At 73.4% G+C, this 13,264-nt stretch carries 15 protein-coding genes; 5 read left to right on the top strand and 10 right to left on the bottom strand.

What is annotated here, in order from left to right; all coding sequences use genetic code 11:
• Window positions 1–243 precede the first annotated feature (243 nt).
• Both yaaA and eda read left to right on the top strand, forming a co-directional pair.
• The gene (gene yaaA / locus ACFWA7_RS10055; RefSeq protein ID WP_385822120.1) at window positions 244–1,044 is read left to right on the top strand and encodes a peroxide stress protein YaaA; all 801 of its coding nucleotides are present in this window, start codon (window positions 244–246) and stop codon (window positions 1,042–1,044) included.
• A gap of 74 nt (window positions 1,045–1,118) precedes the next feature.
• The gene (eda, locus tag ACFWA7_RS10050) at window positions 1,119–1,733 is read left to right on the top strand and encodes a bifunctional 4-hydroxy-2-oxoglutarate aldolase/2-dehydro-3-deoxy-phosphogluconate aldolase (protein WP_385822118.1); all 615 of its coding nucleotides are present in this window, start codon (window positions 1,119–1,121) and stop codon (window positions 1,731–1,733) included.
• Between the two features lie 168 nt (window positions 1,734–1,901).
• On the opposite strand, the gene ACFWA7_RS10045 is transcribed toward eda, so the two are convergent.
• Genes ACFWA7_RS10045 through ACFWA7_RS10035 form a run of 3 tightly spaced genes read right to left on the bottom strand, consistent with a single transcriptional unit; the run spans window position 1,902 to window position 4,749 of the window.
• Window positions 1,902–3,173, bottom strand: coding sequence for a bifunctional RNase H/acid phosphatase (locus ACFWA7_RS10045; protein WP_385822116.1), 1,272 nt, complete (start codon window positions 3,171–3,173; stop codon window positions 1,902–1,904).
• A complete protein-coding gene (locus ACFWA7_RS10040) occupies window positions 3,173–3,916 on the bottom strand; it encodes a zinc ribbon domain-containing protein (RefSeq protein WP_385822209.1) in 744 nt (247 codons plus the stop codon). Before ACFWA7_RS10040 ends, ACFWA7_RS10045 begins: the two co-directional genes overlap by 1 nt.
• A complete protein-coding gene (locus tag ACFWA7_RS10035; RefSeq protein ID WP_385537308.1) occupies window positions 3,913–4,749 on the bottom strand; it encodes a Nif3-like dinuclear metal center hexameric protein in 837 nt (278 codons plus the stop codon). Before ACFWA7_RS10035 ends, ACFWA7_RS10040 begins: the two co-directional genes overlap by 4 nt.
• A gap of 227 nt (window positions 4,750–4,976) precedes the next feature.
• Between ACFWA7_RS10035 and ACFWA7_RS10030 the strand changes: the two genes are divergently transcribed.
• Window positions 4,977–6,089 (top strand): hypothetical protein, encoded by a 1,113-nt coding sequence (locus tag ACFWA7_RS10030; protein WP_385822114.1) that lies wholly within the window; start codon window positions 4,977–4,979, stop codon window positions 6,087–6,089.
• 68 nt (window positions 6,090–6,157) lie between these two features.
• A complete protein-coding gene (locus ACFWA7_RS10025) occupies window positions 6,158–6,304 on the top strand; it encodes a hypothetical protein (RefSeq protein ID WP_385822110.1) in 147 nt (48 codons plus the stop codon).
• A 171-nt stretch (window positions 6,305–6,475) separates the two neighbouring features.
• On the opposite strand, the gene ACFWA7_RS10020 is transcribed toward ACFWA7_RS10025, so the two are convergent.
• The 3 genes from ACFWA7_RS10020 to ACFWA7_RS10010 form a co-directional block, all read right to left on the bottom strand.
• Window positions 6,476–7,438, bottom strand: coding sequence for a 3-oxoacyl-ACP reductase (locus tag ACFWA7_RS10020; RefSeq protein WP_385822108.1), 963 nt, complete (start codon window positions 7,436–7,438; stop codon window positions 6,476–6,478).
• A gap of 21 nt (window positions 7,439–7,459) precedes the next feature.
• A complete protein-coding gene (locus ACFWA7_RS10015; protein ID WP_385547905.1) occupies window positions 7,460–8,536 on the bottom strand; it encodes a Zn-dependent alcohol dehydrogenase in 1,077 nt (358 codons plus the stop codon).
• Window positions 8,537–8,624: 88 nt separating this feature from the next.
• Complete coding sequence (locus ACFWA7_RS10010) at window positions 8,625–9,479, bottom strand: MaoC/PaaZ C-terminal domain-containing protein (protein WP_385547908.1); 855 nt, start codon at window positions 9,477–9,479, stop codon at window positions 8,625–8,627.
• 436 nt (window positions 9,480–9,915) lie between these two features.
• Here ACFWA7_RS10010 and ACFWA7_RS10005 point away from each other — a divergent pair, with 436 nt between their 5' ends.
• Complete coding sequence (locus ACFWA7_RS10005) at window positions 9,916–11,337, top strand: MFS transporter (RefSeq protein ID WP_385547911.1); 1,422 nt, start codon at window positions 9,916–9,918, stop codon at window positions 11,335–11,337.
• A gap of 4 nt (window positions 11,338–11,341) precedes the next feature.
• Here the strand turns inward: ACFWA7_RS10005 and ACFWA7_RS10000 are convergent, their stop codons facing one another.
• From ACFWA7_RS10000 to ACFWA7_RS09985, 4 genes are all read right to left on the bottom strand, one after another.
• Window positions 11,342–11,983, bottom strand: coding sequence for a response regulator (locus ACFWA7_RS10000; protein ID WP_385822106.1), 642 nt, complete (start codon window positions 11,981–11,983; stop codon window positions 11,342–11,344).
• Between the two features lie 93 nt (window positions 11,984–12,076).
• Window positions 12,077–12,334, bottom strand: a complete 258-nt coding sequence (locus ACFWA7_RS09995; RefSeq protein ID WP_385547917.1) for a hypothetical protein — start codon at window positions 12,332–12,334, stop codon at window positions 12,077–12,079.
• A 32-nt stretch (window positions 12,335–12,366) separates the two neighbouring features.
• Window positions 12,367–12,867, bottom strand: coding sequence for a glycine-rich domain-containing protein (locus ACFWA7_RS09990; RefSeq protein WP_385822103.1), 501 nt, complete (start codon window positions 12,865–12,867; stop codon window positions 12,367–12,369).
• Window positions 12,868–12,948: 81 nt separating this feature from the next.
• Window positions 12,949–13,221, bottom strand: coding sequence for a hypothetical protein (locus ACFWA7_RS09985; protein WP_385547923.1), 273 nt, complete (start codon window positions 13,219–13,221; stop codon window positions 12,949–12,951).
• Window positions 13,222–13,264: the final 43 nt, after the last annotated feature.

Genomic DNA, 13,264 nt, shown 5'->3' with positions numbered 1-13,264 from the left:
GGGCGCAGGGGGCGCAGCCCCGCCCAGGGGCGCAGGGGGCGCAGCCCCGCCCAGGGGCGCAGGGGGCGCAGCCCCGCCCAGGGGCGCAGGGGGCGTGGCCCCGCCCAGGGGTGCAGGGGCGGGCCCCCGGGAACCCACCCCGCCCCCTCCCCGCCCCCGGAGGGTTTGGGGAAGGGGCGGGGTGGGGGCTTAATCTGGCTGCGGGGCCGCACCCCCGTCCCGTACCACCCCCAAGGAGACCCCGTGCTCGTGCTGCTCCCGCCCTCCGAAGGAAAGGCCGGCGGGGGGCGCGGGACGCCCCTCAAGGAGGAGGCGCTGTCCCTGCCGGGGCTCAGAACGGCCCGCGCCGCCGTCCTCGACGAGCTGGTCGAGCTGTGCCTCGGGGACGAGGACAAGGCCCGCGACGTGCTCGGCCTCAGCGAGGGCCTGCGCGGCGAAGTAGCCAAGAACGCCGAGCTCCGCACCGCCGGCACCCGCCCCGCCGGCGAGATCTACACCGGCGTCCTCTACGACGCCCTCGGCCTCGCCACCCTCGACCCCGCCGCCAAGCGCCGCGCCGCCAAGTCGCTGCTGGTCTTCTCCGGCCTCTGGGGCGCCGTCCGCATCACCGACCGCATCCCGTCGTACCGCTGCTCGATGGGCGTGAAGCTGCCGGGACCGGGCGCGCTCGGGGCGTACTGGCGCGGCGTCATGGACCCGGTCATGACCGAGGCCGCCGGGACCGGCCTCGTCCTCGACCTGCGCTCCTCCGCGTACGCCGCCGCCTGGAAGCCCAGGGGCGAGGTGGCCGGGCGGACCGCGACCGTACGCGTACTGCACTCCCAGATCGTCGACGGCGTCGAGAAGCGTTCGGTCATCAGCCACTTCAACAAGGCCACCAAGGGCCGCCTGGTGCGGGACCTGCTGCTGGCGGGGGCCGCCCCCGCCGACCCGGCGCGGCTCGTGGAGGCCCTGCGCGACCTCGGCTACGCCGTGGAGTGCGCCGCCCCCGCCAAGCCGGGCAAGGCGTGGGCGCTGGACGTGGTCGTGGAGCAGATCCACTAGCCAAGCCCGCTCCTCCCGTTGCACCCTCCGCAACAGTCGTTGCAGGCCCCGCATCCGCCCGGCAGGATGCCCCCATGACCTCCGTCCTGGACCTCGCCCCCGTCGTCCCCGTGGTCGTCCTCGACGACGTGGCCGACGCCGTACCGCTCGCGCGGGCCCTCGTGGCGGGCGGGCTGCCGGCGATCGAGGTGACCCTGCGTACGCCCGCCGCGCTCGACGCGATCCGGGCGATCGCGGACGGCGTGCCGCAGGCCGTGGTCGGGGCCGGGACCGTGGTGTCGGCCGCCGGGGTCGCCGACTCCGTGGCGGCCGGGGCGCGCTTCCTGGTCAGCCCCGGCTGGACCGGCGGCCTCCTCGACGCGATGAGCGCGTCCGGGGTCCCGTTCCTGCCCGGGGTCGCGACCGCGTCCGAGGTGGTGGCGCTCCTGGAACGCGGGGTCAGCGAGATGAAGTTCTTCCCGGCGGAAGCGGCGGGCGGTACCGCCTATCTGAAATCCCTCGCCGGGCCGCTTCCCGGCGCCCGCTTCTGCCCCACCGGCGGCATCTCGCTCGCCTCGGCGCCGGAGTATCTGGCGCTGCCGAACGTGGGCTGCGTCGGAGGTACGTGGATGCTGCCCCCGGACGCGCTCGCCGCGCGGGACTGGGGGCGGGTGGAGGCGCTGGCCCGGGAGGCGGCGGCGCTGCGCTGACGGGTGCGGTCATTCGGCTGCGGGCCGGCGGGGGCTGGTCGCGCAGTTCCCCGCGCCCCTTGAATGCACCCCTTCGGGGCGCCCCCGCAGGGGCGCGGGGCTGTGACACTCCGCCGCGTGGGCGCGAGCAACCCGGCACGGTCCGCAGACAAACCCCGGGCCGAACCCTCAGCGCAGATGCGACGTCTCATTGAGCAGCCGCACCGACGCGTTGCCGTCGCCGTAGTACGCCACCGCCGACACCGACGCCGCCGACAGCTCCATCCGGAACAGCGACTCCGGCGGGGCGCCCAGGGCGAGCCGGACCAGCGTCTTGACCGGGGTCACATGCGTGACCAGCAGGACCGTGCGGCCCTCGTACGCCGTGAGCAGCCGGTCCCGGGTCGCCGAGACGCGCCGCGACACCGTCGCGAAGCTCTCGCCGCCGCCCGTCGGCGCCGCCTTGGGCGAGGCGAGCCACGCGTCGAGATCGGCGCCGTACCGCTCGCGCACCTCCGCGAAGGTCAGGCCCTCCCACGCGCCGAAGTCCGTCTCGCGCAGGCCTTCCTCGACCCTTACGTCCAGACCGAGGCGCGCCGCGACCGCCGCCGCCGTCTCGCGGCAGCGCCGCAGCGGGGACGAGACGACCGCCTGGATCGTGCCCCGGGCCGCCAGCGCGACGGCCACCTGCTCGGCCTGGCGACGGCCCGCCGCCGACAGCTCCGGGTCGGAGCCGCCGCTGCCGGAGAACCGCTTCTCGGGGGTCAGCGCGGTCTCGCCGTGCCGCAGCAGGACGAAGGTCGTCGGCGTACCCAGGTCGGGCGCGCTCCACCCGGCCGCCGGGGCCCCGCCCGTGGCCGTCCGGGCCGGAGCCGGAACGGTGGCCGTGGCCGCGGCGGCAGCCGGAGCCGTCACGGAAGACGTCCCCAGTGCCGCCCGGGCCCGCGCCGCACCCGCCGCCGCGTCCCCGACGACCCGCGCCGCACCCGCGTCGGCGGAGCCGGAACCCGCGTTCAGCGCCGCCATGGACGCCGAGGGCTCCCACTGCTTGCCGCGCTTGCCCGCGTCCATCGCCTCGTTGGCGAGCCGGTCCGCGTGCTTGTTCTTCTCGCGCGGGATCCACTCGTACGTGATCTGCGCGGGCGGCAGGATCCGCCCGGCCTCGGCCGCGAGCGGCTTCATGTCGGGGTGCTTGATCTTCCAGCGGCCCGACATCTGCTCGACGACCAGCTTGGAGTCCATCCGGACCCGGACCTTCGCCGCCGGGTCCAGGGCCTTCGCGGCCTTCAGTCCGGCGATCAGGCCCTTGTACTCGGCGACGTTGTTGGTCGCGACGCCGATGTACTCCGCCGCCTCGGCCAGCGTCTCGCCCGTCACCGGGTCGAGGACCACCGCGCCGTAACCGGCCGGGCCCGGATTGCCCCGGGAGCCGCCGTCGGCCTCGACAACGAACTGCCGCACTACAGGCCCGACTCCGACGTACGGACCAGGATGCGGTGGCAGTTCTCGCACCGCAGCACGGTGTCCGGGGACGCCGCCTTGACGTCGTTGACCTCGGTGATGTTGAGCTCCAGCCGGCAGCCCTCGCACTTGCGCTGGTAGAGGCGGGCCGCGCCGACGCCGCCCTGCTGCGAGCGGAGCTTGTCGTAGAGCTTCAGCAGATCGGCGGGGATCACGCCCGCGACGACCTCGCGCTCCTTGGCCACGTCGGCGGCCTCGGCGTCGATCTGCTGGGTCGCGGCGCCGCGGCGGGCGGTCGCGTCGTCGGTCTTCGACTGCACGGAGGAGACGCGCTCGGTCAGCTCGGCCGCCCGCTCCTGGGCGGACTCACGGCGCTCCATGACCTCCAGGACGACGTCCTCCAGGTCACCCTGGCGCTTGGCGAGCGAGACGATCTCGCGCTGGAGGGACTCCAGGTCCTTGGGGGACGAGACGGCGCCCGAGTCCAGGCGCTGCTGGTCGCGGGCGGCGCGCTGGCGGACCTGGTCGACGTCCTGCTCGGCCTTGGTCTGCTCGCGGGCGGTGTCGCTCTCCTCGGTCTGCGCGGCGACCAGCAGGTCGCGGAGCTGGGCGAGGTCCTTGTTCAGCGACTCGATCTCGGCGTGCTCGGGCAGCGAGTTCCGCTTGTGGGCGAGCTGCGACAGGCGTACGTCGAGGGCCTGTACGTCGAGGAGGCGGATCTGGTCGGCGGGCGCGGCGTTCAGTTGGGGGCTCCAGAAGAGTGGTGGGATGACCAGGGGTCGGTGACCGTCTTCGAGACGTGGACCCGCAGGTCCCAGCCGTGACGGTCGGAAATCTCGTCGAGTTGTGCGGCGGCCTGCTCGCACCAGGGCCACTCGGTGGCCCAGTGGGCGGCGTCGATCAGGCCCAGCGGTGCGTGGTGGGTGGCCTCCGACACCGGGTGGTGGCGCAGGTCCGCGGTGAGGAAGGCATCGGCTCCCGACGCCCGTACGGCGTCGAAGAGGCCGTCGCCCGAGCCGCCGCTGACCGCGACGGTCTTCACCAGCGCCCCGGTGTCGCCCGCGACCCGGATCCCCTGCGCGGTGGCGGGCAGCCGGGCGGCGGCGCGGGCGGCGAACTCGCCCAGCGTCACCGGGTGGTCCAGTTCGCAGATCCGGCCGAGGCCGCGGCGGCCCGAGGGGTCGGTGGCATCGGGCACGAGCGGCCGGACGACCCGGAGGTCCAGGGCGCCCGCGAGGGCGTCGGAGACGCCGGGGTCGGCGGTGTCGGCGTTGGTGTGGGCGACGTGCAGCGCGATGTCGTGCTTGATCAGGGTGTGCACGACCCGGCCCTTGAAGTGGCCGGCCGCGACCGTCGTCGTACCGCGCAGATAGAGCGGGTGGTGGGTGACGATCAGATCGGCGCCGAGCTCCACGGCCTCGTCCGCGATCTCCTGTACGGGGTCGACGGCGAGCAGCACGCGCCGGACCTCCGCGTCGGGCTCGCCGCAGACGGTGCCGACCGCGTCCCACCCCTCGGCCCGCTCGGGCGGCCAGAGGGCGTCGAGCGCGGCGATGACTTCAGACAGACGGGGCACGGACACAGGTTACCCGCGCGGGGCGCCCCGCCCACCATGGCTTCGGCCCCGCCCGCCCCGGGCGGCTGCTCAGGTACGCCTTGCCTTACTCGCACCGCACTGCACATCCGTCGCCCCGCTCACAGGAGAATCGCCCGATAGCCACCCTTTGGTGTGAAGCGGGTGGTCTCGTGTTGTTCGGCAGGAAGTGCGAAAACTACCTTCATGGGCCGGAGGTGAGCCATCTCATGACGGCCTTGGCCATCGAGACCGCTGCCGGGAACGGCGCGGCCCGGCAGACGGAGTTCACGATCACCGCGGACGGCGCCTACGCGGCCCGCCTGGCAAGGCGAGAGGGCGGGGGCGACCGCTGGTTCCCCGAGCGGTGGACGCTCGACGGACCCGAGCCGTACGCGGTGCCGCTGCCCGGCAACCAGCCGGAGGAGCCGGACGCCTCGGTGCTGCCGATGGCGGACGGGCGGGTGCTGATCCACCGCCGGGTCGCGGACCGGGACGCCTTCGCCCTGCTCTATCCGACCGGCCCCGGCACCGGCGAGCTCGCCCTGGGCGCGGTCGCCCACGACGGCATGCCCGGGCGGCGGATGACCCTGCTGCCGCCGTCCCCGAACGGCAGCTGTGCGTACGCGCTGGCGGCCGGGCCGCAGGACAGCACGATCTGGCTGGTGGCGGGCGGCGCCTTCGGCCCGGAGCCGGTCGCGACCCTCAAGGGCCACTGCTCGGGCGGCGTCTGGCTGGACCGGACGGGCCGGATGCTCGCCGTGGACCGGGAGCTGGACGGGCGGACCAAGGCGGTCGCGGTGGACCTGGAGCGCGGCGGCGAGGTGACCCCGCTCCTCCAGATCACCGAGGAGAGCCAGGACCGGCTGCTGCTCGCGGACCCGGACACCGGTCTGCTGCTGCTGCGCTCCGACGCGCCCGGTCACGACCGGCTCGGCTGGGGCGTGCTCGGCTCCACCCTTCCGGTCCGCTTCCCCGAGTGCCTGCGGCTCGCGGACGCGGCGGTCACGCCGTTCGCCGTGCAGCCCGGGCAGGCGCTGATGCCGGAGAGCTGCGCGGTGGCGCTGCGGATCGACGCGGCGGCGGGCACCTGGCTCGGGGTGTGGCGCCCGGCCGGCCGCCGGCTGCACCAGCTGGCCGCGCCCGAGGGGTGGCTGGCGGGCTCGGGCCTGTGGACCCGGTACGGGGTGCTGCGGCTGCCGTGCGCGACGCCCGCGGCACCCTGCTCGGTGGCTGCGGTCCCGGCCCCGGCGGACGTGCCGCGGCCCGCCCCCGTACCGCTGAAACCGCAGGCCCCCCGGCCCGTACCGCTCGCGCAGGCACCGCTGACCGGCCGTCAGTAGGCCGTGGGCGTCTGGTTAAGATCCACGGCGAACGCAACGGACGAACCACAACGGGGTGACTGCACCACATGTCCGAGACACTGACCGCCGTGTCCGCCGAAGCCACGACGGACCCCGACGGCCACGGCCGGCACCGGGGCGGCGCCGCGGTGACCGAGGAGCCGACCCACGAGGCCCACGGTCGCCATCGCAGGATGGACCCGGGGGCGAGCTGATCGGATGGCTGGGGCCGGGACGCGATGGCGTCCCGGCCCCAGCCACTCAGGGGCGCGGGGCTGTGACATCTGCGGCTCCGCCGCGATGGGGGTCCCCCCTGTTCGAGCGAAGCCGAGAACTTGGGGGAGCGACCCCAGTCCCAGACGGCCCGCACCCGGCAGACAAACGAGTCAGCCCCGCTTCAACCCCAGCACTTCGGCGGCGCCGAACGTCTCCCCGGCGGGCCGGGAGGCGAAGTACGGCCCGAGCAGCCCATCCAACTCCTCAAACCCGAACGTCTCCTTGGCCGCGTCGAACTTGGCGGCCACCCTGGGGCGCTCCACGATCGCGACCATCCCGCCGTGCACCACCATCAACTGGCCGTTGACCCGGCCGGCCGCCGGGGACGCCAGATAGCCGACGAGCGGCGCCACATGCTCGGGCGCCAGCGGGTCGAGCCGCCCCTCCCCCGGCTCCTCGCCGCCTGGATTTGCTGAGATTGCCGCGAAGACGTCCTCGGTCATCCGGGTGCGGGCACGCGGACAGATGGCGTTGGCGGTGACCCCGTACCTGGCGAGCGCGAGGGCCGTGGAGGTGGTCAGACCCACGATCCCGCCCTTGGCGGCCGCGTAGTTGGGCTGTCCGGCCGACCCGGCGAGGAACGCCTCCGAGGAGGTGTTGACGATCCGGCCGTAGACCGGGCCGCCCGCCGCCTTGGACCGCTCGCGCCAGTGCGCGGCGGCGAAGTGGGTGGTGTTGAAGTGGCCCTTGAGGTGGACGTGGATCACCGCGTCCCACTCCGACTCGGTCATCGAGAAGATCATCCGGTCCCGCAGGATGCCCGCGTTGTTGACCAGGACGTCGAGCTTCCCGTACCTGGCGACCGCCAGTTGGACCAGCTCGCGGGCCTGTTGGTGGTCGGCCACGTCGCCGGTGTGGGCGACCGCCGTGCCGCCCGCCGCGTGGATCTCGGCGGCGACCTCCTCGGCGGGCCCGGCCGAGGCCTCGCCGGAGCCGTCCCGGCCCGGCTGCCCGAAGTCGTTGACGACGACGGACGCGCCGAGCCGGGCGAGTTCGAGTGCCTCGGCCCGGCCCAGGCCCCGCCCTGCGCCGGTGACGATCGCGGACAGGCCTTCAAGGGGCAGTGCTGCCATGCCGGTCGGCTCCTCTCGGGTTCACAGGGAGATGCTCGTACGCAGGGCCTCGCCCGTGCGCATCTGGTCGAGCGCGTCGTTGATCGCGGCGAGCGGCACCCGGTGGGTGATCAGGCCCTCCAGGTCGATCCGGCCCGCCCGCCACAGCGCGACGGCCCGCTCGTAGGACCGCAGCACATCGCCGCCGCCGTACAGGGACGGCAGGATGCGCTTCTCGTCGAAGAACAGCTCGAACATGTTGACCTGGAAGAAGTCGTCCATGGCGCCCGCGCCGACCACGCACAGGGTGCCGCCGCGCCGGGTCGCCCCGTAGGCGGTGCGGGTGGTGGCGGACTTGCCGACGACCTCGAAGACGTAGTCGAAGCCCTCGCCGCCGGTGATCCGCTGCTTGGCGTCGTCGAGTTCGCTGGGCGAGACGGCCTCGGTCGCGCCGAAGGTGAGCGCGGCCTCGCGCCGGGAGGCCACCGGGTCCACGGCGACGATCTGCGCCGCGCCCTGCACCCTGGCCCCCTGGATGGCGGAGATGCCGACCCCGCCGCAGCCGATGACGGCGACCGACGAACCGGCCTGCACCTTCGCGGTGTTGATGGCCGCGCCGAGCCCGGTGGTCACCCCGCACCCGATGAGCGCGGCGATCTCGTACGGCACGTCGTCGGGGATCGGGACCGCGCACCCGGCGGCGACCACGACCTCCTCCGCGAAGGTGCCGGTGCCCGCGAAGCCGAAGAGGTCGCCGCCGGGGCGCTTGAAGTTGGGGGTGCCCGCGTTCATGAACCCGGCGAGACAGAGGTGGGTCTGGCCGCGCCTGCAGGACGGGCAGACACCGCAGGCGGGCAGCCAGCACACCAGCACGCGGTCGCCCGGGGCCAGCGAGGTGACCCCGTCGCCGACGTCGAGGATCTCGCCCGCGCCCTCGTGGCCGGGGATGAAGGGGGCGGGCTGCGGGAGCACCCCGTTCATCGCGGAGATGTCGGAGTGGCAGAGCCCGGTCGCCCGGATCCGGATCCTCACCTTCCCTGGTCCGAAACCCACCGCCTCGACGTCGTCGAGCACATCGAGCTTGTCCTGGCCGATCTCGTGCAGTACGGCTGCGCGCATGGTGCGGCTCCCCTCTGATGAGCCCTCTGGCTGAGCCCTCTGGCTGAGCCTTCTGATGAGCCTTTCGATGAGCCTTGGCTGAGGCGGTTCAGACGTGTTCGACGAGCGTGTCGGAGAGCACCGGCGCGTCGTCCCGCTCGGCGGCCGTCACCGACACCTGGACGCGGCCCTGACCGGCCCACATCCGGATGCGCAGGGTCTCGCCGGGGAAGACGACCCCGGTGAAGCGGGTGGCGTACGAGCGGACGCGGGCCACCTCGCCGCCGAGCAGGGTGTCGACGACCGCCTTGAGCGTCATGCCGTACGTGCAGAGCCCGTGCAGGATCGGCCGGTCGAACCCGGCGAGCGCGGCGAAGTCGGGGTCGGCGTGGAGCGGGTTCCAGTCGCCGGAGAGCCGGTAGAGCAGCGCCTGTTCCTCGCGCACCTTCCGCTCGACGGTGTGGTCGGGGGCGCGGTCGGGCTGTTCGGTACGGGCGGAGGGGCCGCGCTCGCCGCCGAAGCCGCCCTCGCCGCGTACGAAGATCTGGGCGTCGCTGGTCCACAGCGGCCCCTCCGCGTCGACGGCCTCGGTGCGCAGTACCAGGACGGCGGCCTTGCCCTTGTCGTAGACGGCGGCCACCTTGGAGGTGGAGACGGCCTTGCCCCGTACCGGGATCGGGCGGTGCAGGACGATGGCCTGGCCGCCGTGGAGCACGGCCGCGAGGTCGACCTCGATGCCGGGGGCCGTGAGCCCGCCGACCACGCCCATGCCGGCGCCCGCGACGGTGGCGAAGGAGGGCAGCACGTGCAGCTTCGACTCCAGGGTGTACCGCAGCTCGTCGGGGTCGGTCGCCGGAACGCCCGCCCCGAGTCCCAGGTGGTAGAGCTGGATGTCCTTGTGGTCCCAGACGATCTCGGTGGACCGGGGCTCGGCGGCGAGCGCCTTCGCGACGTCGATGGGCATACGGGGCCTGCTCCTTGGAGGTGGGAAGACCTCGGCGCGGCCGTCCGCACCGTCGGCCGCACCGAGGTCGTGCGGGACCGGCTCCGGGCGCCGGTTCTAGAACGCGTTCTAGGGCTCGATGGCCCCTATGTATAACGCAGCACCCTGGGATTGGGAACACTTCTGACGCACCGTCAGCTTCGCTGTATTCTGCGGGTTGTGGGTGGCTGGTCGCGCAGTTCCCCGCGCCCCCTTGGGGGTTGGGGGTCTCCGGTGCCGACAGGGGCAGGGACCGCAGGCCCCGCCCGTCAGGGGCGCGGGGAGCTGCGCGACCAGCCCCCACCGAACCTGCGGACCAACGGAGGCCCGGGGGCGCAGCCCCAACTCGGCTGCCCGCCCAGGGCCTTAGGGAAGGGGCGGGGTGGGGAATCGAACCCCCGGCTGCAAACATGGCCGCATGGTCCAAGCGCCCCCAGACACCGCCGCCATACCCACCCGGACGAACAACACCCGCACCTGGCTCGTCCTGCTCGCCGCCTGCGCCGGGCAGTTCCTCGTCGTGCTCGACGTCTCCGTCGTCAACGTGGCCCTGCCCTCGATGCGGACCGGACTGGGGATGACCCCGACCGGGCTGCAGTGGGTCGTCAACGCCTACTCCATCGCGTACGCCGGTTTCATGCTCCTCGGCGGCCGCGCCGGAGACCTCTTCGGGCGCAAGCGCATGTTCCTCGTCGGGCTCGGCCTGTTCACCGCCGCCAGCCTCGCCGGCGGGCTCGCCCAGGAGGGCTGGCAGCTGCTGCTGGCGCGCGGCGTGCAGGGACTCGGCGCCGCGGTACTCGCGCCGTCCACCCTCACCATCCTCACCGCCGCCGTCCCCGAGGGGGCGGCCCGTACCAGGGCCATAGGCACTTGGGCGGCGGTCGGCGCGGGCGGCGGCGCGGCGGGCGGGCTCGTCGGCGGGGTGCTCACCGACACGCTGTCGTGGCGCTGGGTGCTGCTCATCAACGTGCCGGTCGGCGCCCTCGTCCTCACCGGCGCCACCCTGTGGATCACGGAGAGCCGCGCGGCCACCCGCAACCGCCTGGACCTGCCCGGTGCGGTCGCCGTCACCGGCGGGCTCGCGGTCCTCGCGTACGGCATCGCGCAGACCGAACAGGCCGGCTGGACCGCGCCGCGGACCCTCGCCACGCTGCTCGGCGGGCTCGCGCTGCTGGGCGCGTTCCTCGTCGTCGAGACGCGGGCGGCGGCGCCGCTGATGCCGTTGCGGCTGCTGCGGCTGCGGGCGGTGTCGTCGGCCAACGTGGTGATGTTCGCCTGCGGCTCGGCCACCTTCTGCACCTGGTACTTCATGACGCTGTACGCCCAGAACGTCCTCGGCTACACCCCGCTGGGCGCCGGACTCGCCCTCATTCCCAGCTCGTTGAGCATCGTCCTCGGCGCCAAGATCGCACCCCGGCTGATGCCGGTGACCGGGACCCGCAACCTCACCGTCCTCGGCGTCCTGATCGCCGCCGCCGGGTTCGGCTGGCAGTCCACGATGCACGCGCACGACCCGTACTGGATGGCGATCCTGGTGCCCGGCGTGCTGATGATGACCGGCGCGGGGCTCGCGACGACGCCGCTCGCCTCCCTCGCCACCTCCGGCGCCGCGCCGGGCGAGGCCGGGCTCGTCTCCGGGCTGATCAACACCTCCCGCACGATGGGCGGCGCGCTCGGCCTCGCCATCCTGTCGACCGCCGCCACCGCCCGTACCGGCGACTCGCTGACGCCCGAGGCGCTCACCGACGGCTACGCGCTCGCCTTCCGCACCGGCGGTTTCGTCCTGCTCGCGAGCACGGTGGTCGCGCTGGTGTGGCTGCCCAGGAGCACGAAGCGCTGACCGCTCAGAGCCAGCCCTGCTGCCGTGCCGCCCGCACCGCCTCCATACGGTTGCGGGTGGCCGTCTTGCCGATCGCCGACGAGAGGTAGTTGCGTACCGTCGACTCCGACAGGTGCAGCTTCCCCGCGATGTCGGCGACGGTCGCGCCGTCCACCGAGGCGTTAAGGACGTCCCGCTCCCGCGCGGTCAGCGGGTTCGCGCCCGCGCTGAGCGCGGCCGCGGCGAGCGCCGGGTCGATCACCGTCTCGCCGCGCAGCACCCGCCGGATCGCCTCGGCCAGATCCTCCACCGGCCCGTCCTTCACCAGGAACCCGGCCGCGCCCGCCTCCATCGCGCGCCGCAGATACCCGGGCCGGCCGAACGTGGTGAGGATGAGCACCCGGCAGTCGGGGCACTCCTCGCGCAGCTCGGCCGCCGCGTCGAGGCCGCTGAGGCCCGGCAGTTCGATGTCCAGGAGGGCGACGTCGGGCCGGGCGGTGAGCGCCTCGGCCACGATCCGGTCGCCCGCCGACACCTGGGCTACCACCTCGATGTCCTCCTCCAGGCCGAGCAGCAGGGCCAGAGCGCCGCGCATCATGCCCTGGTCCTCGGCGAGGAGGACTCTTACGGACTTTCCTGGGCGGTGGTCTTGGGGCATCTCGTTCATACAGCCAGGCTATGGCCAGTGCCGCCGCTCAGGCGCACGGCAGCCCCGGCCAGCGCTCGGGAGAGAACGCCGACCGGGGGCCGCACCACTTCGTCAGTCCTGTTTGGGCAGGAGGACGAATCCCCGCGTTGGGGCCGGTCGCTTCCCGGGAGGCTCAGGGCGGGTTACGCGGAGCTTCGCCATGACGTGCCCCAACACGTCAGGGGTGATGGGCTTGCGGGTCGATAGTTCGGCGCTGTCGTACAGACCCCACTTCCCCGCCGGGGCCTCCGGATCCACCGGCGCGACCACCCACGAAATGCCCATCCGCCGCAGCTTGGCGTCCGTCAGGCGGGCTTCTTCCGCGTCCATGCCCTCACCTCTCAGCCGTAGGTGCAGGAAGCCTAGCCGTCATCGCCCTCCCCGCTGCCTCCTGAGCAGTGGGAAGCGCAATTGCCGGGGTTGATCGGCCCGCACCCTCCGGGCTTGGGGGTGTGGGAGCAGTTCGCGGCCACGGCGACCAAGGCCGTGGTCGGTCCCGTCCACAGCTCGCCGTCCACGCTGTACCCGGTCTGTTCGATCAGCGCTACCGTGCGGGTCAGCGCGTGGGGGTCGTGCCGCTCCTGATCGGGGCGCTCGGGCCAGTGGTGCACGAAGCGGCCAAGCCGGTCACACAGCTTCTCGTACAGATCCGTGTGCAGGATCAGTGCGTGCCGTCCCTCGTCCACGACGTTGGACGGGGTGATCCTCACCGTGGGGAACTGGGCTGCGGCAGCGACGAACTTGAGCGCTTCCACCACGATCCGCTGTGCCGTAGCGTCGGGCATATCGGGGTTGTTGTCACTGACTGTTGCGACCACACCCCCGAACCCGTCAGGGGTCAGCAGGGTCCGTGCATCGCGCATGTGCGGTACCTCCCTGATAGGAGCCCGCCCTGGTTGCTCGACCTGCCAGGGTTTCCACCAGCCGGGGCGGGCACTTGGACCTCACCCGGCCCATTCCGCTTCACGGTCGCGTGCGGCCGGGCGAGGAGTCCAGGAACGCGGGAGTCGCCCGGCGTTGCGGTGATGCTTGCGCAGGGCTCGCAGTTGGAGGAGCTCGCGGTCGTTGGCCTCCCGTACCGCGATAGCCCGCGTCTGCCAGCGAAGACCGGACGGGCGGGTGAGCGTCAGTATGAGCCCGCGCTGCTCGCGCACCTCCCCGACCATCTGACTGGCCGTGTCGTACACCGGGGTCCCGGGCTTCCATGTCGTAGCCATGCGTCGCATCGTGGCGCACCCTTCCGGACCTATCGCCGCATCA

Origin of the sequence: Streptomyces sp. NPDC059994, from assembly GCF_042737755.1 — a bacterium.
In the GTDB taxonomy this organism is placed as follows: Bacteria; Actinomycetota; Actinomycetes; order Streptomycetales; family Streptomycetaceae; genus Streptomyces.
Note: the sequence above shows the minus strand (reverse complement) of the source record. Positions and strands in the feature narration are given on the sequence as shown.